This window comes from Streptomyces sp. NBC_01433 (genome assembly GCF_026340105.1).
Taxonomy (GTDB): domain Bacteria; phylum Actinomycetota; class Actinomycetes; order Streptomycetales; family Streptomycetaceae; genus Streptomyces.
Window position 1 is genome coordinate 2,070,742 of record NZ_JAPEPM010000001.1, and the last position, 19,627, is coordinate 2,090,368.

16 protein-coding genes and 4 tRNA genes are annotated in these 19,627 nt (G+C 70.5%); 9 read left to right on the forward strand and 11 right to left on the reverse strand.

What is annotated here, in order from left to right:
• Window positions 1-278: 278 nt before the first annotated feature.
• The 5 genes from OG413_RS09355 to OG413_RS09375 form a co-directional block, all read right to left on the reverse strand.
• Window positions 279-2,684 carry a DEAD/DEAH box helicase gene (locus OG413_RS09355; protein WP_266804209.1) on the reverse strand — a complete coding sequence of 802 codons (2,406 nt, stop codon included), beginning with the start codon at window positions 2,682-2,684 and terminating at the stop codon, window positions 279-281.
• Between the two features lie 239 nt (window positions 2,685-2,923).
• Complete coding sequence (locus OG413_RS09360) at window positions 2,924-3,496, reverse strand: hypothetical protein (protein WP_266804210.1); 573 nt, start codon at window positions 3,494-3,496, stop codon at window positions 2,924-2,926.
• A 286-nt stretch (window positions 3,497-3,782) separates the two neighbouring features.
• Window positions 3,783-4,157, reverse strand: coding sequence for a CrcB family protein (locus OG413_RS09365; RefSeq protein WP_266804211.1), 375 nt, complete (start codon window positions 4,155-4,157; stop codon window positions 3,783-3,785).
• Complete coding sequence (locus OG413_RS09370; protein ID WP_266810021.1) at window positions 4,154-4,603, reverse strand: CrcB family protein; 450 nt, start codon at window positions 4,601-4,603, stop codon at window positions 4,154-4,156. The genes OG413_RS09365 and OG413_RS09370 overlap by 4 nt, the downstream gene beginning before the upstream one ends.
• 110 nt (window positions 4,604-4,713) lie before the next feature.
• Complete coding sequence (locus OG413_RS09375) at window positions 4,714-5,064, reverse strand: metallopeptidase family protein (RefSeq protein ID WP_198953131.1); 351 nt, start codon at window positions 5,062-5,064, stop codon at window positions 4,714-4,716.
• A gap of 113 nt (window positions 5,065-5,177) precedes the next feature.
• Between OG413_RS09375 and OG413_RS09380 the strand changes: the two genes are divergently transcribed.
• From OG413_RS09380 to OG413_RS09395, 4 genes are all read left to right on the forward strand, one after another.
• Window positions 5,178-6,797 (forward strand): metallophosphoesterase, encoded by a 1,620-nt coding sequence (locus OG413_RS09380; protein WP_266804212.1) that lies wholly within the window; start codon window positions 5,178-5,180, stop codon window positions 6,795-6,797.
• Between the two features lie 81 nt (window positions 6,798-6,878).
• Window positions 6,879-6,951, forward strand: a tRNA-Glu gene (locus tag OG413_RS09385).
• A 38-nt stretch (window positions 6,952-6,989) separates the two neighbouring features.
• Window positions 6,990-7,064: transfer RNA gene (locus OG413_RS09390), tRNA-Asp, on the forward strand.
• A 22-nt stretch (window positions 7,065-7,086) separates the two neighbouring features.
• Window positions 7,087-7,163 (forward strand) — tRNA-Phe (locus OG413_RS09395).
• Between the two features lie 38 nt (window positions 7,164-7,201).
• Here the strand turns inward: OG413_RS09395 and OG413_RS09400 are convergent.
• From OG413_RS09400 to OG413_RS09410, 3 genes are all read right to left on the reverse strand, one after another.
• Window positions 7,202-8,089 (reverse strand): cytochrome c biogenesis CcdA family protein, encoded by an 888-nt coding sequence (locus OG413_RS09400; RefSeq protein ID WP_266804213.1) that lies wholly within the window; start codon window positions 8,087-8,089, stop codon window positions 7,202-7,204.
• The gene (locus OG413_RS09405; protein WP_266804214.1) at window positions 8,086-8,907 is read right to left on the reverse strand and encodes a thioredoxin domain-containing protein; all 822 of its coding nucleotides are present in this window, start codon (window positions 8,905-8,907) and stop codon (window positions 8,086-8,088) included. Before OG413_RS09405 ends, OG413_RS09400 begins: the two co-directional genes overlap by 4 nt.
• A gap of 61 nt (window positions 8,908-8,968) precedes the next feature.
• On the reverse strand, window positions 8,969-9,421 hold the full coding sequence (locus OG413_RS09410; RefSeq protein WP_266804215.1) for a hypothetical protein: 453 nt from the start codon (window positions 9,419-9,421) through the stop codon (window positions 8,969-8,971).
• A 163-nt stretch (window positions 9,422-9,584) separates the two neighbouring features.
• Between OG413_RS09410 and hrpA the strand changes: the two genes are divergently transcribed.
• From hrpA to OG413_RS09425, 3 genes are all read left to right on the forward strand, one after another.
• Complete coding sequence (gene hrpA / locus OG413_RS09415; protein ID WP_266804216.1) at window positions 9,585-13,529, forward strand: ATP-dependent RNA helicase HrpA; 3,945 nt, start codon at window positions 9,585-9,587, stop codon at window positions 13,527-13,529.
• Between the two features lie 136 nt (window positions 13,530-13,665).
• Window positions 13,666-13,740, forward strand: a tRNA-Asp gene (locus OG413_RS09420).
• A 142-nt stretch (window positions 13,741-13,882) separates the two neighbouring features.
• Entirely contained in the window at window positions 13,883-14,170 is a 288-nt protein-coding gene (locus tag OG413_RS09425; protein ID WP_266804217.1) for a DUF6274 family protein, read from the forward strand.
• A 544-nt stretch (window positions 14,171-14,714) separates the two neighbouring features.
• On the opposite strand, the gene bldC is transcribed toward OG413_RS09425, so the two are convergent.
• Together bldC and OG413_RS09435 are read right to left on the reverse strand one after the other, a co-directional pair.
• Window positions 14,715-14,921: a developmental transcriptional regulator BldC gene (gene bldC, locus OG413_RS09430; protein ID WP_003949541.1), complete on the reverse strand. Its 207-nt coding sequence runs from the start codon at window positions 14,919-14,921 to the stop codon at window positions 14,715-14,717.
• 686 nt (window positions 14,922-15,607) lie between these two features.
• Window positions 15,608-16,477, reverse strand: a complete 870-nt coding sequence (locus OG413_RS09435) for a hypothetical protein (protein WP_266804218.1) — start codon at window positions 16,475-16,477, stop codon at window positions 15,608-15,610.
• A 173-nt stretch (window positions 16,478-16,650) separates the two neighbouring features.
• Here OG413_RS09435 and OG413_RS09440 point away from each other — a divergent pair, with 173 nt between their 5' ends.
• Both OG413_RS09440 and OG413_RS09445 read left to right on the forward strand, forming a co-directional pair.
• Window positions 16,651-17,733 (forward strand): Glu/Leu/Phe/Val dehydrogenase dimerization domain-containing protein, encoded by a 1,083-nt coding sequence (locus OG413_RS09440; RefSeq protein ID WP_266804219.1) that lies wholly within the window; start codon window positions 16,651-16,653, stop codon window positions 17,731-17,733.
• Between the two features lie 367 nt (window positions 17,734-18,100).
• Window positions 18,101-18,355 (forward strand): DUF3073 domain-containing protein, encoded by a 255-nt coding sequence (locus tag OG413_RS09445; protein ID WP_266804220.1) that lies wholly within the window; start codon window positions 18,101-18,103, stop codon window positions 18,353-18,355.
• A 139-nt stretch (window positions 18,356-18,494) separates the two neighbouring features.
• On the opposite strand, the gene purM is transcribed toward OG413_RS09445, so the two are convergent.
• Window positions 18,495-19,568: a phosphoribosylformylglycinamidine cyclo-ligase gene (gene purM / locus OG413_RS09450; protein WP_266804221.1), complete on the reverse strand. Its 1,074-nt coding sequence runs from the start codon at window positions 19,566-19,568 to the stop codon at window positions 18,495-18,497.
• Window positions 19,569-19,627: the final 59 nt, after the last annotated feature.

Genomic DNA, 19,627 nt, shown 5'->3' on the forward strand with positions numbered 1-19,627 from the left:
GGGCCGGTCGGTGGGCGGCGCGGACGATGCTGGTGGGCCGGGGGGTCCCGCGTGTGGCGCGGGTGAGTCGTTTGTCATGCCCCCAGCGATTCCCTTGCCGGGCACCCGACATGCGTACCGGGTGGCCCGGAAACGGCCCCCGCACTCCTGCCGGAGACGAACGCCAGGGACGTAAAGCCGGAGACGCAAAGAAAGCGGGCCCGTCCGTGAAGGACGGGCCCGCTTCAGCAGGTCGGCCGAGCTGCCTCACAGCAGCTCAACAGTTCAGCAGACCGCGATCAGCCGTTGCGCTTCCAGCGCGGCTTGTCGTCGCGGCGGCCGAAGGTACCGGTGTTGGTGCCGGTGTTGGCACCACGGTGGTCATCACGGCGGCCGGTCGGACGGTCGCTGCCGCCACCGGCGCGGAAGCCGCCCGAGGGACGGTCGTCACGACGGTCACGGTTGAACGGGCGGTCGCTGCCGCCGGAGCGGAAGCCACCGGTGGGACGGTCGCCACCACGGTCGCGGTTGAACGACGGACGGTCATTGTCACGACGCTCGAACGAACGGCCACCACGGTCACCGCCACGGTCATCACGACGGTCACCGCCACGGTCATCGCGACGGTCGCTGCCGCCTGAGCGGAAGCCACCGGTGGGACGGTCGCCACCACGGTCGCGGTTGAACGACGGACGGTCATTGTCACGACGCTCGAACGAACGGCCACCACGGTCACCGCCACGGTCATCACGACGGTCGCCACCACCGGAGCGGAAGCCACCGGTGGGACGGTCGCCACCACGGTCGCGGTTGAACGACGGACGGTCATTGTCACGACGCTCGAACGAACGGCCACCACGGTCGCCACCACGGTCATCACGACGGTCGCCACCACCGGAGCGGAAGCCACCCCGGTCGTTGCCACCGCGGTAACCGCCACGGTCGCCGCCGCGGTCGTCACGGCGGTTGTCGCGGCGCTCGAAGTTGCCGCGCTCGTCACGGCGCTCCTCGCGCACGGCCGGCTGCTCCGGTACGGACACGGCGGCCTCGATCGCGGCCTCCGCCTCCGCGGTGACCTCGGCCACTGCCGCCTCGGGGTCGTCGCCCCGCTCGCGCGCGGCGCGGGCGACCAGGCGGTCGGCCTCCTCGCGCAGCTCAACGGCGCGGCGCTGGACGCGCTCCAGCTGCTTGGTCAGGTCGGCGACCTCGCGCTCGGCCTGCTTGGCGGCGTTGTTCGCGGAGTCGGCCTGGACCTCGGTCAGCGAACGGGCACCGGTGATCTCGGCGACCTCCGGCTCGAAGACACCCGCGCCCTGCACGAGGTGGCGGGAGGCGTCGACGCCCGCGTCCTCCATCAGGCGGAAGATCTGGCGGCGCTGGTGCGGAAGCGCCAGGGAGACGACGACACCGGACTTGCCGGCGCGGGCGGTACGGCCCGAACGGTGCAGGTAGTCCTTGTGGTCACCGGCCGGGTCCACGTTCAGGACCAGGTCGATGCCGTCGACGTGGATACCGCGCGCGGCCACGTCCGTCGCGACCAGCGCGTTGACGTAACCCTTCTTGAAGTCCTCAAGAACGCGGGTACGGGCGCCCTGGGTCATGCCGCCGTGCAGCGCGTCCGCCTTCACGCCGGACTCGATGAGCTGCTCGGCGATGCGGTCGGCACCCAGCTGGGTACGGACGAAGATGATCGTGCGGCCCTTGCGGGCGGCGATGGCGGCCGTGACCGGCGCCTTGTCCTTCGGCTTCACGACGAGGACGTGGTGCGTCATGGTCGAGACGTTGCCCTGGGCGCTGTCGACCTCGTGGCTCACCGGGTTGGTCAGGTAACGCTTGACCAGGGTGCCGATCTCGTTCTCCATGGTGGCGGAGAAGAGCATGCGCTGGCCGCCGCCGGGGATCTGGTCGAGCAGCTCGGTGACCTCGGGCAGGAAGCCCAGGTCGGACATCTGGTCGGCCTCGTCGAGGACGGCGACCTGGACGTTCTCCAGGGAGCAGGCGCCCCGGTTGATGATGTCGCGCAGACGGCCCGGGGTGGCGACGAGGACGTCGACACCGCGCTCCAGCGCGTAGATCTGGTTGCCCATCGACGTACCGCCGCAGACGACCTTCATCTTCAGGCCGAGCACGTCGCCGTAGGGCTGGAGCGCGTCCGCGACCTGCATCGCGAGCTCACGCGTCGGGGTGAGGATGACGGCGCGGGGCTTCTTCTTCTCGGTGAAGCCACCGGCCAGCGCGGCCAGGGTCGGCAGACCGAAGGAGAGGGTCTTGCCGGAGCCGGTACGGCCACGGCCGAGGATGTCCTTTCCGGCCAGGGCGTCCGGGATGGTCGCTGCCTGGATCGGGAAGGGGGAGGTCACACCGTTCTGCGCGAGCTTGCGGACGATGCCGTCGGGCAGTCCGAGCGAGCTGAAGGTGACGGTCGGCTCGGCGTCGGCCTCTTCGGCGTCATCGGCGGCCCGCACGTCCGCGGCCTCGGAGACCTCCGCGTCGGCGGAGACCTCGGCGTCGGCGGTCTGCGTCTCGGTCACCGCAGCGGCCTCGGTCACGGCAGCGGCCTCGGAGACCTCAGCGACCTCGGTGACCTCAGCGGTGACGGTGATGATGTCGGCGACGGGCTCGTCGGCCTGGGAAGCCTGGGCCACTACGGCCTCGGCGAGCTCAGCGAGCTCTGCGTTGTCGATGTTGTCGATGTTCTCGGGCATGACGGTGTGGTCAGAACTGGAAATTGACATGCGAAATGCGAAACCTTCCGGAGTCTCGGCACGCGCCCGTAACTCCGTGATTCGCAATTTCGACCGCCTCAATGCGGTCCAGCCACGGCAAGGGAGAGTACGCGCCACACGGCGCTCTTCTGTGTCGGCGCCGGGCAATGGGATCAAACGATCTACTACCATACGCACTCTCACCCACATTGCGCAAACCACGCGCTCTTCTCGCCCCCCTACACCGGCCCCACCTGCGGTGATGCCTCCGGAGTCCGCAACACCTCCGGCCGCCGCGGTGCACCCATCGCACCGGCACGGAGCTGCGCGGCGGGCGAGGCGGAAGGGGGTGGTGTGGGCGGTTCCGAGGGCTGCGAGGGCTTCGGATCGGGGTCGGGACCGGGACCGGGAGCCGACGGGCTCGGCGGCTCCGGGGCGACCGGCGACGGCTCCGCGGGACCCGGCGCGGAAGGGGTCGGGACCGGCGGCCGGCCTCCCAGGGTGGGCGGCGGGGTGACGGGGGTCCGGCGCGGGCCCTGCGCGGCGGTCGAGGAGGTGGCCCCCGAGGCGTCCGGGTCCGGCTCCCCCGGGATATCCCGGTCGGAGTGCGTGTGGGCGAGGCCACGGCCGGCGCCGGCCGTGCCGGAGTCCGGCACGGTGCCGTCCGGCTCGGCATCCCCGCCCTTCTCGTCCGCGGACCGCGAGGGCCCCGGCCTCGCGTCGTCGTCGCCGACGCTCATACAGCCTGTGGACGCGGCGATCGTCAGCGCGGTGACGGCTGCCCATCGGGCGGGGGCGGACAAATGGCGCACGGGTGGCACCTCCGGGACGAGGAAACGGCGGAGTGGAACGGCGGAGCAGAACGACGACGGAACGGCAGCGGAACGGAACGGCGGCGGAACCCCGCGGCCGCACAGGACGGCCGCGCAGAACAGCCGCACGAACGGCCGCACGGGGCGGCCACATCGGGTGACGAGGGCGGGACAGCTCCGTGAGTCCGCGAGGACCTACGCCGACGGGGCCGTACGGGAGCGGCGCCGTGCCCAACTCCCCAACCCCCGCCGGAGACACGCCCATGGCGTCACCCACCCGGCCGCGTTATGCCCCGAACCCGCCCGCCAGCTCCGCGCCCAGAAAGACCGCCCCCAGTCCCACCAGCAGGGACACCACCACATTGGCCGCGGCCAGGAAGGCCCGGCCGGTCTCGGCCAGCCGCAGCGTCTCGTACGAGAACGTCGAGTACGTCGTCAGCGCCCCGCACAGCCCCGTACCCAGCAGGGCGTACGTGTGTGCGGAGACCGCGGCCCCGGTCAGCACCCCGAGCAGCAGGCTGCCCGCCGCGTTGGCGGTGAACGTCCCCCACGGGAACACGTACGGAAGTCCCCGTCCGTGGTGCGCCTGCACCGCGCGGTCCGTCAGATACCGCAAGGGCGCCCCGACGGCCCCGCCGATCACCACCAGCAGCCAGTTCACGCGGCCCGCCCACCACCGCGTACGCCCAGCAGCGCCCGCGTCGCCGCCGCCGCGCCCCACACGGCGCCGAGCGCCCCCACGACGGTCACCGCCGCGTACGCCATGGCGGTCAGCGCCTCCTGGCGCACCAGCAGCTTCGACACATCGGCCGCGTACGTCGAGAACGTCGTGAACCCGCCGAGCACCCCGACCCCGAGGAACGGCCGCACCAGCGGATGGTTCACCACGCCCCGCTCGGAGACCAGCACCATCACTACGCCGATCAGGGCGCAGCCGGTCACATTGACGCCGAGGACCGCCCAGGGGAACGCACCCTCGGCGGCCGGCCGGAGCAACAGGGCGGCGTACCGCGCGGAGGCACCCAGCGCACCGCCCGCCGCGATGGCCCCGAGCACCTTCCACTTCTCCCGACCGGCCGTCTCCGCGCGTTGCGCGGGGACGGACAGATCGACATCGGGGTCAATGGCCGGGCGGCCGGCCCGACCGCCGCAGCCACCGGCACCGGTGCCGTTGCCGTTGCCGTTGCCGTCGGGCTCCCGCTCGGGCCGGGGATTGCTCACCCGTACCCCAGCGCGTGCAGCCGCTCGTCGTCGATGCCGAAGTGGTGGGCGATCTCGTGGACCACGGTGATCTCGGTCTCGGCGACGACGTCCTCGTGCGACTCGCACATCCGCAGCGTCGGACCCCGGTAGATGGTGATCCGGTCCGGCAGCACACCCGCGTACCACTCGCCGCGGTCGGTGAGCGGCGTGCCCTCGTACAGCCCGAGCAGCTCGGGGTCGCCGGGGGCCGGTTCGTCCTCGACGAACACCGCGACGTTGTCCATCAGCCGCGTCAGCTCCGGCGGAATCCGGTCAAGAGCCTGGCTCACCAGCTCTTCGAACTGCTCCCGCGTCATCTCCAGCACCCCGCCATTGTCACGTACGACCGGCCCGGACGGGCGGGCTCCCGCCGGTCCGGTGCGAGGTCCCGGCGCCGTGCGCCCGCATGCCGGGGGCCGTATCGGGGCATACGGGTCCAATGGCCCGCGACCCGTTCCGTGCCGCAGTCGACCGCACCCGGCACCGCCCCCGAACCAAGCGCCCGCACCTCCGCAACTCCGTCCACACCTCCCTCCGCAGCCCCTTCCGTAACCCCCTCCGCACACGCCTCAGCTCCCCCGAGCGCCCCGGCGGCCCCACCGGCCCCCTCGCCGCCGCCCCGAACCCGTACCTCCGCGGGCTGGGCCTGCTCGCCGTCGTCGTGCTGGGGGCCTGGCTGGGGCTGCTGGTCGTCGGCAGCGTCCGTACGCCGGTCGGCCCCATGGACACGAACATGACCCTGCGCCCCTCCCTCACCGGCGGCAGCAGGATCAACGTGTCCCCGCTCGGCGCCCTGGAGCTGAACTCGCACGTCGCGCCGCTGCGTCTCGACGTCGACGTCGACCGCCTCGACCCGGCGCGCTCGCAGACCCTGGTCGACCACCCCGAACAGTTCTCCGGCCTCCAGGACCAGGTCACCCGGGACGTCGCCACCGGCACCCGCGACCTGGCCGTGCGGTCCTGCGTGGCCGTCGTCTCCGGTGCCACCGCGCTCGGCCTCGCCGTCTACCGCCGCCCGCGCCGCGCCATGGCCGCCGGAGGGCTCGCGCTGACGCTCCTGGCCGCGTCCGGCGTCAGCGCGTACGCCACCTGGAACCCGAAGTCCGTCCTGGAGCCCCGGTTCTCCGGGCTGCTGTCCAGCGCCCCGTCCGTCGTCGGCGACGCCCGCTCGATCGTCACCGAGTTCGACGTCTACCAGCAGGAACTGGCCCGGCTCGTCACCAACGTCACCAAGCTGTACGACGCCACGTCCACGCTCCCCGTCTACCGCCCGGACCCCGGCACCATCCGCGTCCTGCACGTCTCCGACGTCCACCTCAACCCCGCGGCCTGGCACATCATCGGCTCGCTCGTCGAGCAGTACGAGATCGGCGTGATCATCGACTCCGGCGACACCATGGACCACGGCAGCGCCGCCGAGAACGGCTTCCTGGACCCGATCCGCGATCTCGGCGCGCCCTACGTCTGGGTCCGCGGCAACCACGACTCCACGATCACCCAGCAGTATCTGAAGGGCTTCGAGAACGTGCACGTCCTGGACGAGGGCAGCGCGGTGAGCGTCGCCGGGCTGCGGATCGCGGGCACCGGCGACCCCCAGTTCACCCCGGACCGCTCGATCCCCGCCGAGGGCCGGGCGGCCGAACAGGCGGCGGGCGCACGGCTCGCCTCGGCGCTCCGCGGCCAGCAGCGGGCCGGCACCCCGGTGGACATCGCGGTCGCCCACGACCCGAACGCCGCCCGGGAGACCGACGGCGCGGTCCCGCTCGTCCTCGCCGGGCATGTGCACCACCGGGTGAACGAACTCCTGAAGCTCGGTACGCGGCTGAAGGTCGAGGGCTCCACGGGCGGCGGCGGGCTGCGCGCCGTGCAGAACGAGAAGCCCGAGAAGGTGCGTGCCTCGGTGCTCTATCTGGACCGGGCCACCCGCCGTCTGCAGGCCTGGGACGAGATCACGCTGGGCGGTCTGGGCCTGACGACGGCCGAGGTCAGCCGCCATCTGCCGGAGGAGAATCTGAAGAACGCCTCGCCCTCGCCGACGCCCGCCGCGACCTCCCCGTAAACCGTTTTGGCGATAGCTCCCCGCATCCCATATGCTTCTCACGTCCCCGACGCGCTGCAAAGCGAACAGGTGGGCCAATTAGCCCTCATCGTCTAGTGGCCCAGGACGCCGCCCTTTCAAGGCGGTAGCACGGGTTCGAATCCCGTTGGGGGCACGCTTTACTGTGTGCGAGACTCGTCTCGCACATTGCTTGGTCCTGTGGAGCAGTTTGGAGTGCTCGCCACCCTGTCAAGGTGGAGGCCGCGGGTTCAAATCCCGTCAGGACCGCTGCAGCCCTTGTGCGCTGCGTGGCTGGGTAGCTCAGTTGGTACGAGCGATCGCCTGAAAAGCGATAGGTCGCCGGTTCGATCCCGGCCCCAGCCACCACCCGAAGGCCCCGTCCGGTGGACGGGGCCTTCGCCGTGTCAGACGCCTTCCTTCTGCTCCGGTGCCGCGGCCTGCTCCGGCGCCTCTGCCTGCTCCGGCGCCGCGGTGTCCCGCCGCCGCCAGGCCCGTACCCCCAGAACCAGCACCACCAGAGCCACCACGGACCCCAGCAGCACCACATCCGGGACGCGTTCCCCGAGGCTCTGCGCCCACTGCTCGACCGCGAACGAGTCGTCCACGTCCAGCAGTCCGGGCAGCGCGGTCGTCCCGTCGTAGATGAGGAACAGCGCGCCGAGGCCGATGAAGAACAGCCCCGAGAGCAGCGACGTGGTGTGCAGCTCGAAGCGGCCGAGCCGGAAGGTACGGCCGCGCAGCCAGGCCCGGCGGCCGAGGTCGAAGCGTTCCCACAGCAGCGCCAGCACGAACAGCGGTACGGCCATGCCCAGCGCGTAGACGGCGAGCAGCAGCCCGCCGTAGACCGGGCTTCCGCTGACGGCCGCCACGGTGAGGACACTGCCCAGGATCGGACCCGCGCAGAATCCGGCCAGGCCGTACACCGCGCCCAGGGCGTAGACCGAGAACGCGGTCGTGGGGCGGATGCGGCCGCTGAGTGCCGCGATCCGCCGCGAGGCGAAGCCCAGGCCGACGATCTGCGCGACGCCGAGCCCGATGATCAGCCAGCCCGCGCCCGTCACCAGGGCGTCGCGGTGGCTGTAGAAGAGCCGGCCCGCGTACGAACCGGCGGCGCCGAGCGGGACGAGGGTGGTGGCCAGACCGGCGTAGAAGATGCCGGTACGGGCCAGCAGGCGCGAGGTGGAGTCGATGGAGTACGCGAAGAAGGCCGGGAGCAGCAGGGCGCTGCACGGGCTGACCAGTGCCAGCAGCCCGCCGAGGAAGGCCGCGAAGTAGCCGATGTCCGCCGTCACTTCGCGGAGTTCCCCGCGTTGCCGGTGCCGGTGCCCGCGCCCGTGCTCTTCGCCTTCTCGGCCGCCGTTTCGATGGCCTGCGTGAAGGCCTCCATCGGCTGGGCTCCGGCGATCGGGCGGCCGTTGATCAGGAACGAGGGAGTGGAGGTGGCGCCGATGCCGTACGCCTGCTCCTGGTCCTTGCTGACCGCGGCACGGGCCGCTGAGCCGTCCAGGTCGGTCATGAACCGGTCGACGTCCTTCACCCCGGCCTGCTGGGCGAGCGCCTTGAGCCGGTCCTTGCCGAAGCCCTTCTCCTTGGCTCCTTCGGCGTACGCGGCCTCGTGGAACTGCCAGAAGCGGTCCTGCTGCCCGGCGGCCCAGGCGGCGCGGGCGGCGGCCTCGGACTCCTCGCCGAAGATCGGGAAGTTGCGCCACTCGATGCGCAGGGTGCCGTTCTCGACGTACTTCTCGATCAGCTCGGGCTCGGTGTCGCGGGCGAACTTCCCGCAGTAGCCGCACTTGAAGTCGGCGTACTCGATGAGCACGACGGGGGCGTCCGCGCGGCCCTGGGCCAGTTTGTCACCGGCGTCGCGGCGGGCGAGCTTGGCCAGTTCGGGGTAGACGCCCTCCTCCGGGTCGGTGGACACCTCGGCGGCCGGTGCGGAGGCGGAGGTGTCCACCGAGCCGGAGCCGGAGTCGGGGGCGGTGGCCCGGTAGGAGACGAAACCGAGGAGCCCGGCGGCGAGGACGACGACGGCTCCGTACAGCAGCGGCTTCCTGGCGGAGGAGGAAGAGGAACCGGATGAGTTCTTCGACGGGGATGTGGGCGTGGGCATGCGGCACTCCGTGCTGGTGGTGCGGAAGAAAAGGGCAGGGTGGGGCGGGGCAGCGGGGCTGCTACACCCTCAGCACGGAGAGTTCGACCGGGGTGGGCGTGGCCGGTGCGGGGGCGCGCGGGCGTATCCGTACGAGCGACCGGGGCGGTTCCTGGCCCACGGCCGCGGGCAGGCCCCAGTGGACGAGGCCGGGCGCCTGGTCGTGCGCCGTGCGGGTCCGGGCCGGGACGGCGGGTTCGGTGCCGTCGTGGCCGCGCTTCTTGCCGCAGCCCGGGATGCCGCTACCGCGCCGGTCCTCATCGACGGAGGCGACGGAGGGGGCTACGGAGACGGCTGCCGAAACAGCCGGGGCGGTCACAGCCTCCGCCCCGTGCGCCGGAGCCACCGCCACCGTCGCCGCCGGAGTCGCCATCGCTGCCGGAGTCACCGTCGCCGCCGTCGCCGCCGGTCCGCAGAACAGCCCCATGACGACCGCGAGCAACGCCGCCAGGCAGCACCACTGCGTACGGGACACGGGAACGGCCTTCCTGGGGAATCCTGCGGGGGCACACGCGTTCAGTTGCCCGAAATGGTACGTGCCGTGACCGCGTCCGTTCCCGCGGTCACCGGGAAGGTGACACAGTCCGCGCGAAATACGTTCGCCACTCCTTGGGCGCGGGTGAGATCCTGGGACCCGTATGTCTACTTCCTTTGCCGATCTCCAGTCCCAGCTCGGACGGCTCTCCCTCCGTGACGCGCAACGGCTCGGCCGTCGCCTCGAAGGCGCGCGCCGCATCCGCAAGCCCGAGGCCCGACAGTCCGTGCTGGACGAGATCGCGGCCGAATCGGGGAAGGCGGCCGAGCGGCTCGCCGGGCGCGCCGCCCGGATGCCCGCCCTGTCGTACCCGGAACAGCTGCCGGTCAGCCAGAAGAAGGACGAGATCCTTGAGGCGATACGCGACCACCAGGTCGTGATCGTCGCGGGTGAGACCGGGTCCGGCAAGACCACGCAGATCCCCAAGATCTGTATGGAGCTGGGGCGCGGCGTCCGGGGCATGATCGGGCACACCCAGCCGCGCCGGATCGCGGCGCGCACGGTCGCGGAGCGGGTCGCCGAGGAGCTGAACACCCCGCTCGGCGAGACCGTCGGCTGGAAGGTCCGCTTCACCGACCAGGTGAACCCGGAGTCGACCTTCGTGAAGCTGATGACGGACGGCATCCTGCTGGCCGAGATCCAGACGGACCGCGAGCTGCTCGCGTACGACACGATCATCATCGACGAGGCCCACGAGCGGTCGCTGAACATCGACTTCCTGCTCGGCTATCTGGCCCGGCTGCTGCCCAGACGCCCGGATCTCAAGGTCGTCATCACCTCCGCGACCATCGACCCCCAGCGCTTCGCCAAGCACTTCGGCGAGGCGCCGATCGTCGAGGTCAGCGGGCGTACGTATCCGGTCGAGGTGCGCTACCGACCGCTCCTCGAAGAGGACAGCGAGGACTCCGACCGGGACCAGATCACCGCGATCTGCGACGCCGTCGACGAGCTCCACGCGGAGGGGCCCGGCGATGTCCTGGTCTTCCTCTCCGGCGAGCGGGAGATCCGCGACACCGCGGACGCGCTGAACAAGCGCAACCTCAGGCACACCGAGGTGCTCCCCCTGTACGCGCGTCTCTCGCACGCCGAGCAGCACCGGGTGTTCCAGCGCCATACGGGCCGCCGGATCGTCCTCGCGACGAACGTCGCCGAGACCTCGCTGACCGTCCCCGGCATCAAGTACGTGATCGACCCGGGCAACGCCCGTATCTCCCGCTACAGCCACCGCACCAAGGTCCAGCGGCTGCCGATCGAGCGGATCTCCCAGGCCAGCGCCAATCAGCGCAAGGGCCGCTGCGGCCGTACGTCGGACGGCATCTGCATCCGGCTGTACTCCGAGGACGACTTCGTGACCCGCCCGGAGTTCACGGACCCGGAGATCCTCCGTACGAATCTGGCCTCCGTCATCCTCCAGATGACCGCGGCCGGCCTCGGCGAGATCGAGAAGTTCCCCTTCATCGACCCGCCGGACCACCGCAACATCCGGGACGGCGTTCAGCTGCTCCAGGAACTGGGAGCGCTGGATCCCGACGAGAAGGACCCCAGGAAGAGGCTGACGGAGCTGGGGCGCAAGCTCTCGCAGCTGCCCGTCGACCCGCGGCTGGCCCGCATGGTCATCGAGGCCGAGCGCAACGGCTGTGTCCGCGAGGTCATGGTGATCGCCGCCGCGCTCTCCATCCAGGACCCGCGCGAGCGGCCCTCGGAGAAGCAGACGCAGGCCGATCAGCAGCACGCCCGGTTCCGGGACGAGACCTCCGACTTCCTGGCGTTCCTGAATCTGTGGCGCTACATCCGTGAGCAGCAGAAGGAGCGCGGCTCCTCCAGCTTCCGCCGGATGTGCAAGCAGGAGTACCTGAACTTCCTGCGCATCCGTGAGTGGCAGGACATCTACGCCCAGCTGCGCACGGTCGCGAAGCAGATGGGCATGCAGGTGGAGGAGCCCTCGGCGGACACGGCCCCGCCCGAGCAGGCGGTGCACACCTCGCTGCTGGCCGGGCTGCTGTCGCACATCGGGCTCAAGGACACGGAGAAGAACGAGTACGTGGGCGCCCGGAGCGCCAAGTTCGCGATCTTCCCCGGATCGGCCCTGTTCAAGAAGCAGCCCCGGTTCGTGATGTCGGCGGAGCTGGTCGAGACGTCCCGGCTGTGGGCGCGGGTCAACGCCCGGGTCGAGCCGGAGTGGATCGAGCCGCTGGCCCAGCATCTGCTGAAGCGCACCTACAGCGAGCCGCACTGGGAGAAGGACCAGGCGGCGGTGATGGCGTTCGAGCGAGTCACCCTTTACGGGGTACCGATCGTCGCCCAGCGCAAGATCAATTTCGGCCGAATCGATCAGGAGGCCTCGCGGGACCTGTTCATCCGCAACGCCCTGGTCGAGGGCGACTGGCGCACGCACCACCAGTTCTTCCATGACAATCGCAAACTCCTGGGCGAGGTCGAGGAGTTGGAGCACCGCGCCCGGCGCCGCGACATCCTCGTGGACGACGAGACGCTGTTCGACTTCTACGACCAGCGGATTCCGGAGCACGTCGTCTCCGGAGCCCACTTCGACTCGTGGTGGAAGCACAAGCGCCGTGACGAGCCGGACGCGCTGGACTTCGAGCGCTCGATGCTCATCAACGAGAAGGCGGGGGCGGTCACCAAGGACGACTACCCGGACTCCTGGCGGCAGGGGAAGCTCAAGTTCCGCGTGACGTACCAGTTCGAGCCCGGGGCCGACGCCGACGGTGTGACCGTCCACATCCCGCTCCAGGTGCTCAACCAGGTCACCTCCGAGGGCTTCGACTGGCAGATCCCGGGGCTGCGCGATGAGGTGGTCACCGAGCTGATCCGCTCGCTGCCCAAGCCGATCCGCCGGCACTACGTCCCCGCGCCGGACTACGCGGACAAGTTCCTGGACCGGGCCGTGCCCCTCCAGGAGCCGCTGCCGTTCACGCTGGCCCGTGAGCTCCAGCGGATGGTCGGCGTCCCGGTCACGGCCGGTGACTTCGACCTGACCCGCGTCCCGGACCACCTGAAGATCACGTTCCGGATCGTCGACGAGCGGCGCCGCAAGGTCGCCGAGGACAAGGACCTGGAGGCGCTGAAGCTCCAGCTGCGCCCCAAGGCCCGCCAGGCCCTCTCCAAGGCCGCGGCGGAGACCGCGGGCCCCTCGGGGGAGTCCGTCGAGCGCTCCGGCCTCACCGACTGGACGATCGGCACACTGAACCGCGTCTTCGAGACCCGGCGGGCCGGGCAGCCGGTCAAGGCGTACCCGGCCCTCGTCGAGCAGGAGGGAGCCGCGGCGGGCACAGTGGCCGTACGGCTCTTCGACACCGAGGCCGAGCAGCAGCAGGCGATGTGGCGCGGCACCCGGAAGCTGATCCTGCTGAACATCCCGGTGAATCCCGCCAAGTTCGCCTCGGACCGGCTCACCAACCAGCAGAAGCTGGCCCTGTCCCGCAATCCGCACGGCTCCGTCCAGGCGCTCTTCGAGGACTGTGCGACCGCCGCCGCGGACCGGCTGATCGCCGCCCACGGCGGTCCGGCCTGGGACGAGCAGGCGTTCCGGCGGCTGTTCGACAAGGTGCGCGCCGATCTGGTGGACCTGACGGTCCGCACGATCGACCAGGTGCAGCAGATCCTGGCGGCCTGGCAGGCGTGCGAGCGCCGTCTGAAGTCCACCAACAGCCTGACGCTGGTCAACAACGTCACGGATGTACGCGACCAGCTGGCCCGGCTCGTGCCGCCCGGCTTCGTCACCGCCACCGGGCTGCGCAGGCTGCCCGACCTCATGCGCTATCTGGTCGCCGTGGACCGCCGGCTCCAGCAGATGCCGACGGCCGTCCAGCGCGACACCACGCGCATGGAGAAGGTGCACGAGATGGCGGACGAGTACGCCTGGCTGCTCGAACAGCTGCCGCAGGGCAGGCCCGTTCCGCGGGAGGTGCTGGACATCCGCTGGATGATCGAGGAGCTGCGGGTGAGCTACTTCGCGCACGCGCTGGGCACGGCGTTCCCCGTCTCGGACAAGCGGATCGTGAAGGCGATCGACGCCGCGGCCCCGTGACCGACGGCGGCGGCCCCCTGACCGGGGCCGCCCGGAGGCGTGACGGAGTCACCACCAGGAGTGAAGTCGACCTGGACCTCCCACCTCCTGTACAGTCTGGTTTCGCAGCCAGCCGCGAGGCAGGCAGCGAAAACCTGGTCCTGTGGAGCAGTTTGGAGTGCTCGCCACCCTGTCAAGGTGGAGGCCGCGGGTTCAAATCCCGTCAGGACCGCAGTAGACGAAAGCCCGGATCCTCTGGATCCGGGCTTTCGCGCGTCTTGACTGCGGCATCCGCCACGGGTAACCCGTAGAGACAGAGGCCGCCCCTGTTTCCTTCGGCGAGAGGCGGCCGGGTCCACCGGGAGGTGGCTCGTATGTCCGCGTCCACGGCACGGCACGAGACCCGCGCGCTGCTGCGGGCCCATCTGGCGGCCGCCTCCGACTTCCGGCATCTCACCCGGCACTGTCCGGTCTGCCATCGCCTCCTGCGGCTCGCCATGGAGCCCCTGACGGCCCCTGGGGCCCCGCACACGGCTCCGGAGACCCCGGAGGCTCCACAGGAGGCCCCGCACGCCCCCGAGGCGCCCGAAGCGCCCGAGAGGCGGGAGCGGCCCGCCGGAGCGCGGGGTGCGACCGAGGACGAAAGTCCCGCCCCGACATGACCAACGGCGGGACCGTTCCGCCTCCCCGCAGTGGCAGGCTCGGAGTTGGCAAGCTCGGGGCGGTGTGACGGGAGTCACGGGAACAGTTTTCGGAAGGGGTGACCTTACACCCTTCCTACAACTGTCGAATTTAATATGTGCAATTGCACTACCTCGACAGCGCTACCGGACCGTTCCGTCCGGAGCTGCCCCACCGCGTCCCGGACGCTCACCCACAGTCCCCCACAGACCCACCCACAGACCACCGAACCGAACCGACCGCGCGGTTCCGCACCGCGCGTCGGACGCCCGCGCCGGACAGCCTTGCCGGACACCCGCGCCGGACACGGCCCGGACAGCCTCGCGGGCGCCGCCGGGGCCGCCGGGCACAAAAAAAGATCGCGCTGGACCCGGCGGAGTCCAGCGCGATCAAAACGACGTACCCCTCTTGCGAAGGAATGACGCCCGTTGGGGCGGGCGTCCGTCGTGTGGAGCTATGGGTGGGCGGCTGAGGTTTGGGGGACCTGGCAGCTGCCCGGTTGTGGTGCGGCGCGACAGGGGTGTGTCAGGCCTCGCTGCGCTGCTGCGGAATACCCGCAAGCAGTGCGCGGACCTCTGCCTCGCGGTACCGGCGATGCCCACCGAGCGTGCGGATGGACGTGAGCTTGCCAGCCTTGGCCCAACGGGTGACCGTCTTCGGGTCCACGCGGAACATCGTGGCAACCTCAGCCGGGGTCAGCAGCGGCTCGGCATCAGGGGTGCGAGCGGTCATGAGCGGCCTCCTCGGGAGAACCGAACATTCTCGGTTCTTTCCTCTAAATTCTGCACCTTGACCCACGTTGCCCGAAATGGCGGACGCGGGCCGAGTCGGTTATAGGACGAACGGCTTGTCCTCGGCACTACAACTACACCATCCGTCCAGCCGCTTCGGCCAAACCGATGGAATTGCCCTCCCAGGTGTTCATCAGCGACGGAAGCCGATGGACCATGCCATAGCGGACAGTCACACCACCGTGACGATCAGTCACAGAGCGATCAGGAGTCATCAGACCCCCCATAGCGTGCAATGCTGAGCATTCCGCCCATAGTTGGACGAATGGAGCCCTCCCCGGACTCCTTGTCCTATTTTGGCACGAGGAGTAGGGATGGGCGCAAGGGCCCCGTTAGTGCTATCCGTCACGCTTGAGGCAAAGGCCCGGTTCGGGACGTAGGTCCCAGGCCCATGAGAGTACTCTTCCGCCTCGCCCATCCCACGTGTCACACGGGACGCAGGTTCACACCCCGTCAGTTCCCGTCGGGTCCCATCCGGCCCTGCCGGTTCCCGCGAGTTCCCAGGCGCTCCCGCGTTGACCGACCGTCCTCCCGGCTCCTCCCGGCACCTCCTCTCCCGGTTCGGTTCGTCCCGAACGGAGGATGCCCCGGTTCACTCAGGTTGATGCCGCTGTGTGCCTTTTCACGTCAATTGGTGAACTGGCGGTCCTTTACCGCCCGCCAGCGCTCCGCGAGCCGGGCGTACGCCACCCCCGCGCCGTCGCTGTCGCCGTCCCGGAGCGCCGCGAGCCCTTCGGCCACGTCCGCGGCCGACCGGTCCGCCGCGAGGTGCTCCGCCGGGAGCGCGTGCACCAGACCGCCGTAGTCGAGCTCGACCAGCGCGCGCGGATGGAATTCCTCCAGCCAGCGCCCCACATCCACCAGCCCCTCGGACAGCGGCCCGTCGTCGACGCTCTCGCGCAGCGTCTTGAGCGCCCGCGCCAGCCGGCGCCGCGCCTGCACCATCGGCGTCCGGTAGCGCAGCACGGACGGCCCGCCGTCGCCGCCCGCCGCCCCGCCGTCGTCGCCGGCCGCCGCGCCGTACTCCCGCTCCTCGTCGGAGAAGAGCACGAACCAGCGCACCGGGATGTGCCACACCGTGGAACGGATCCATGGCCGCGCATCCGGATTCCGCTTCTGCCAGCGCTCGTGGTCCGCGAGCGCCTGACCCCGGACGACCGGCGGCAGCACCGCGTCGAGCACAGTGGCCGGAAACATCCCCCCGAGCTCCTCCAGAGCCAGCCATCCGCGCAGCCGGGTACGCCACGGACAGACGCACACCACCCCGTCCAGCTCCGCCACGAACGCGTCCCCGCTCTCGTGCACGGGCACCCCGACCGGCGGGGTCGGCACCAGGTCGGCCAGCGAGCGACGCAGTTCGTCCTGGTAAGTGGGCAGGGCGGAGCGCTGCGCGTACCGGGTCCAATGACTTCGTTCGGGCTCCGGGAAAGCGGCGAGGGGCTCGTACACCCGGAGATAGGACGTGTAAGGGACGAGCACTGAAGACACCACCGACATGCGGTAAATCGTGTCACGCCCGTACTCCGCCAGGGGGTGATCCTCCACACCGGCAGGGATCCACGGGTCCGTAGGACTTACGCTCTTGCCGGTACCGGCCGCGCCCCGGCCGGAACAGGGCCCTCCCCACCTTCAGGAGGGCTTCCGCCGCTTCGTACTTGGGAGTCACCACAGTGACCGATGTGACTGACGGCGTCCTGCACACCCTGTTCCACTCGGATCAGGGGGGCCACGAGCAAGTCGTGATCTGCCAGGACCGTGCCAGCGGCCTCAAGGCCGTCATCGCCATCCACTCCACCGCCCTGGGCCCGGCCCTCGGCGGCACCCGCTTCTATCCGTACGCCTCCGAGGGGGAGGCCGTCGCGGACGCGCTGAACCTCTCGCGCGGCATGTCCTACAAGAACGCCATGGCCGGGCTCGACCACGGTGGCGGCAAGGCCGTCATCATCGGCGACCCGGAGCAGATCAAGACGGACGAACTCCTGCTGGCCTACGGACGGTTCGTGGCCTCGCTCGGCGGGCGCTACGTCACCGCCTGCGACGTCGGCACCTATGTCGCCGACATGGACGTCGTCGCCCGGGAGTGCCGCTGGACCACCGGCCGCTCCCCCGAGAACGGCGGCGCGGGCGACTCCTCCGTCCTGACCGCCTTCGGCGTCTTCCAGGGCATGCGCGCCTCCGCCCAGCACCTGTGGGGCGACCCGACGCTGCGCGGCCGCAAGGTCGGCGTCGCGGGTGTCGGCAAGGTGGGCCACCACCTCGTCGAGCACCTGCTCAGGGACGGCGCCGAGGTCGTGATCACGGATGTCCGCGAGGAGTCCGTACGCCGGATCACCGATCTGCACCCCGAGGTCGCCGTCGTCGCGGACACCGCCGCGCTGATCCGTACCGAGGGCCTCGACATCTACGCCCCGTGCGCGCTCGGCGGCGCCCTGGACGACGACACCGTGCCGGTGCTCACCGCGAAGGTGGTGTGCGGCGCGGCCAACAACCAGCTCGCCCACCCCGGCGTCGAGAAGGACCTTGCCGACCGGTCGGTTCTTTATGCCCCCGACTACGTGGTGAACGCGGGCGGCGTGATCCAGGTCGCCGACGAGCTGCACGGTTTCGACTTCGACCGCTGCAAGGCGAAGGCATCGAAGATCTTCGACACCACGCTGGCCATATTCGCACGTGCGAAGGCCGACGGGATTCCGCCGGCCGCGGCCGCCGACCGCATCGCCGAGCAGCGCATGGCCGAAGCCCGCGGTCACTGACCGGTCACTGATTCGGTCACGGGCCGTTCGGAGGCCTGTCACACAAGCGTGCCGGTCCGTCACACAGGCATGCCGGTCCGTCGCACGGACCGGGCACGGACGACCCGCCGACCGGCGAGACAAGACTCACCCCGGTCGGCGGGTCGTTCGCCAAGAAGAGGTTAAAATCGCAGTTGACCAGGGAGGACGGGGCTCCTCGCTGGCCCTGCGGCGGGGTGCGTGATGCGGGCGGCGTACCGTATGGCCACGGAAGCAGGTACCGTTAAAGCTCTACGGGCGCGGTCTCTCTCACGGGAGTCCGTCCTGAAACATGAACGCGTGTCAAGACTCTGGGGCCGTCGAGCCCCGTCACCGAGGGGGTCGAGCCATGGGGCGCGGCCGGGCAAAGGCCAAGCAGACCAAGGTCGCCCGCCAGCTGAAGTACAGCAGCGGCGGGACTGACCTGTCGCGTCTGGCCAATGAGCTGGGCGCATCGCCTTCGAGTCAACCACCGAACGCTGAGCCGTTCGAGGACGACGACGAGGAAGATGACCCGTACGCACAGTACGCGGATCTGTACAACGAAGACGACGAGGACGAGGACGACCAGTCCGGTCCGTCGTCACAGCGCCGCGGCGCTTGACCTCGCGCTGACACAACAACCCGGTCCGGGCCTGTCCCGGACCGGGTTCTGTGTTGCCCGGGTCCAGGAGCGGCGCAGCCGCGCCCCGGCCGCCGGACGGAGGTGGTGATCCCACCCGTCCGGCGCCCGTGAGCGCTGCTCAGCGTGCGTAGTCGCCGGTCAGCTCGGCGCCCGTGGTGTGTGCGCCGCGGTCGGTGATCTCCCCGGCGACCCAGGACTCGACCCCGCGGTCGGCCAGGGTCGTCAGGGCGGCGTCCACCGAGTCGGCCGGGACGATCGCGATCATGCCGACGCCCATGTTGAGCGTCTTCTCCAGCTCCAGCCGCTCGACCCGGCCCGCCTTGCCGACCAGGTCGAAGACCGCGCCGGGCGTCCAGGTGGAACGGTCCACCGTCGCGTGCAGGCCGTCCGGGACGACCCGGGCCAGGTTGTTGGCCAGGCCGCCGCCGGTGACGTGGCTGAAGCCGTGCACCTCGGTCGTACGGGTGAGGGCCAGGCAGTCCAGCGAGTAGATCCTGGTCGGCTCCAGCAGCTCCTCGCCGAGGGTGCGGCCGAATTCCTCGACCTGACGGTCCAGCGCCCAGCCGGCCCGGTCGAAGACGACGTGGCGGACCAGCGAGTACCCGTTGGAGTGAAGGCCGGAGGACGCCATCGCGATGACCGCGTCACCCTTACGGATACGGTCCGGCCCGAGCAGGTTCTCGGCCTCGACCACGCCCGTACCGGCACCGGCGACATCGAAGTCGTCGGGGCCCAGCAGGCCCGGGTGCTCGGCCGTCTCGCCGCCGACGAGCGCGCAGCCCGCCAGGACACAGCCTTCGGCGATGCCCTTCACGATGGCCGCGACACGCTCGGGATGCACCTTGCCGACACAGATGTAGTCGGTCATGAAGAGCGGCTCGGCACCGCAGACGACCAGGTCGTCGACGACCATGCCGACGAGGTCGTGGCCGATGGTGTCGTACACGCCCATCTGACGCGCCAGGTCGACCTTCGTACCGACACCGTCGGTCGCGGAGGCCAGGAGGGGGCGCTCGTAACGCTTGAGCGCCGAGGCGTCGAAGAGGCCGGCGAAACCGCCGAGGCCGCCGAGGCCCTCGACCTCCGGGCGACGCGTCTTCTTCACCCACTCCTTCATCAGCTCGACGGCACGGTCACCGGCTTCGATGTCGACGCCCGCTGCCGCGTAGGAAGCACCTGTTGTCTCAGACATTGCCTGGGATCTTTCGTGTGGAGATACGGGGCTGGTGGGAAGGCCGCCGGCCGGTCCGG

Coding starts and splice junctions, on each gene's coding strand:
- OG413_RS09355 (WP_266804209.1), bottom strand. CDS start 2,684: ATGCCCGAGAACATCGACAACATCGACAACGCAGAGCTCGCTGAGCTC.
- OG413_RS09380 (WP_266804212.1), top strand. CDS start 5,178: ATGGCCCGCGACCCGTTCCGTGCCGCAGTCGACCGCACCCGGCACCGC.
- OG413_RS09405 (WP_266804214.1), bottom strand. CDS start 8,907: ATGCCCACGCCCACATCCCCGTCGAAGAACTCATCCGGTTCCTCTTCC.
- hrpA (WP_266804216.1), top strand. CDS start 9,585: ATGTCTACTTCCTTTGCCGATCTCCAGTCCCAGCTCGGACGGCTCTCC.
- OG413_RS09425 (WP_266804217.1), top strand. CDS start 13,883: ATGTCCGCGTCCACGGCACGGCACGAGACCCGCGCGCTGCTGCGGGCC.
- bldC (WP_003949541.1), bottom strand. CDS start 14,921: ATGACCGCTCGCACCCCTGATGCCGAGCCGCTGCTGACCCCGGCTGAG.
- OG413_RS09435 (WP_266804218.1), bottom strand. CDS start 16,477: ATGTCGGTGGTGTCTTCAGTGCTCGTCCCTTACACGTCCTATCTCCGG.
- OG413_RS09445 (WP_266804220.1), top strand. CDS start 18,101: ATGGGGCGCGGCCGGGCAAAGGCCAAGCAGACCAAGGTCGCCCGCCAG.
- purM (WP_266804221.1), bottom strand. CDS start 19,568: ATGTCTGAGACAACAGGTGCTTCCTACGCGGCAGCGGGCGTCGACATC.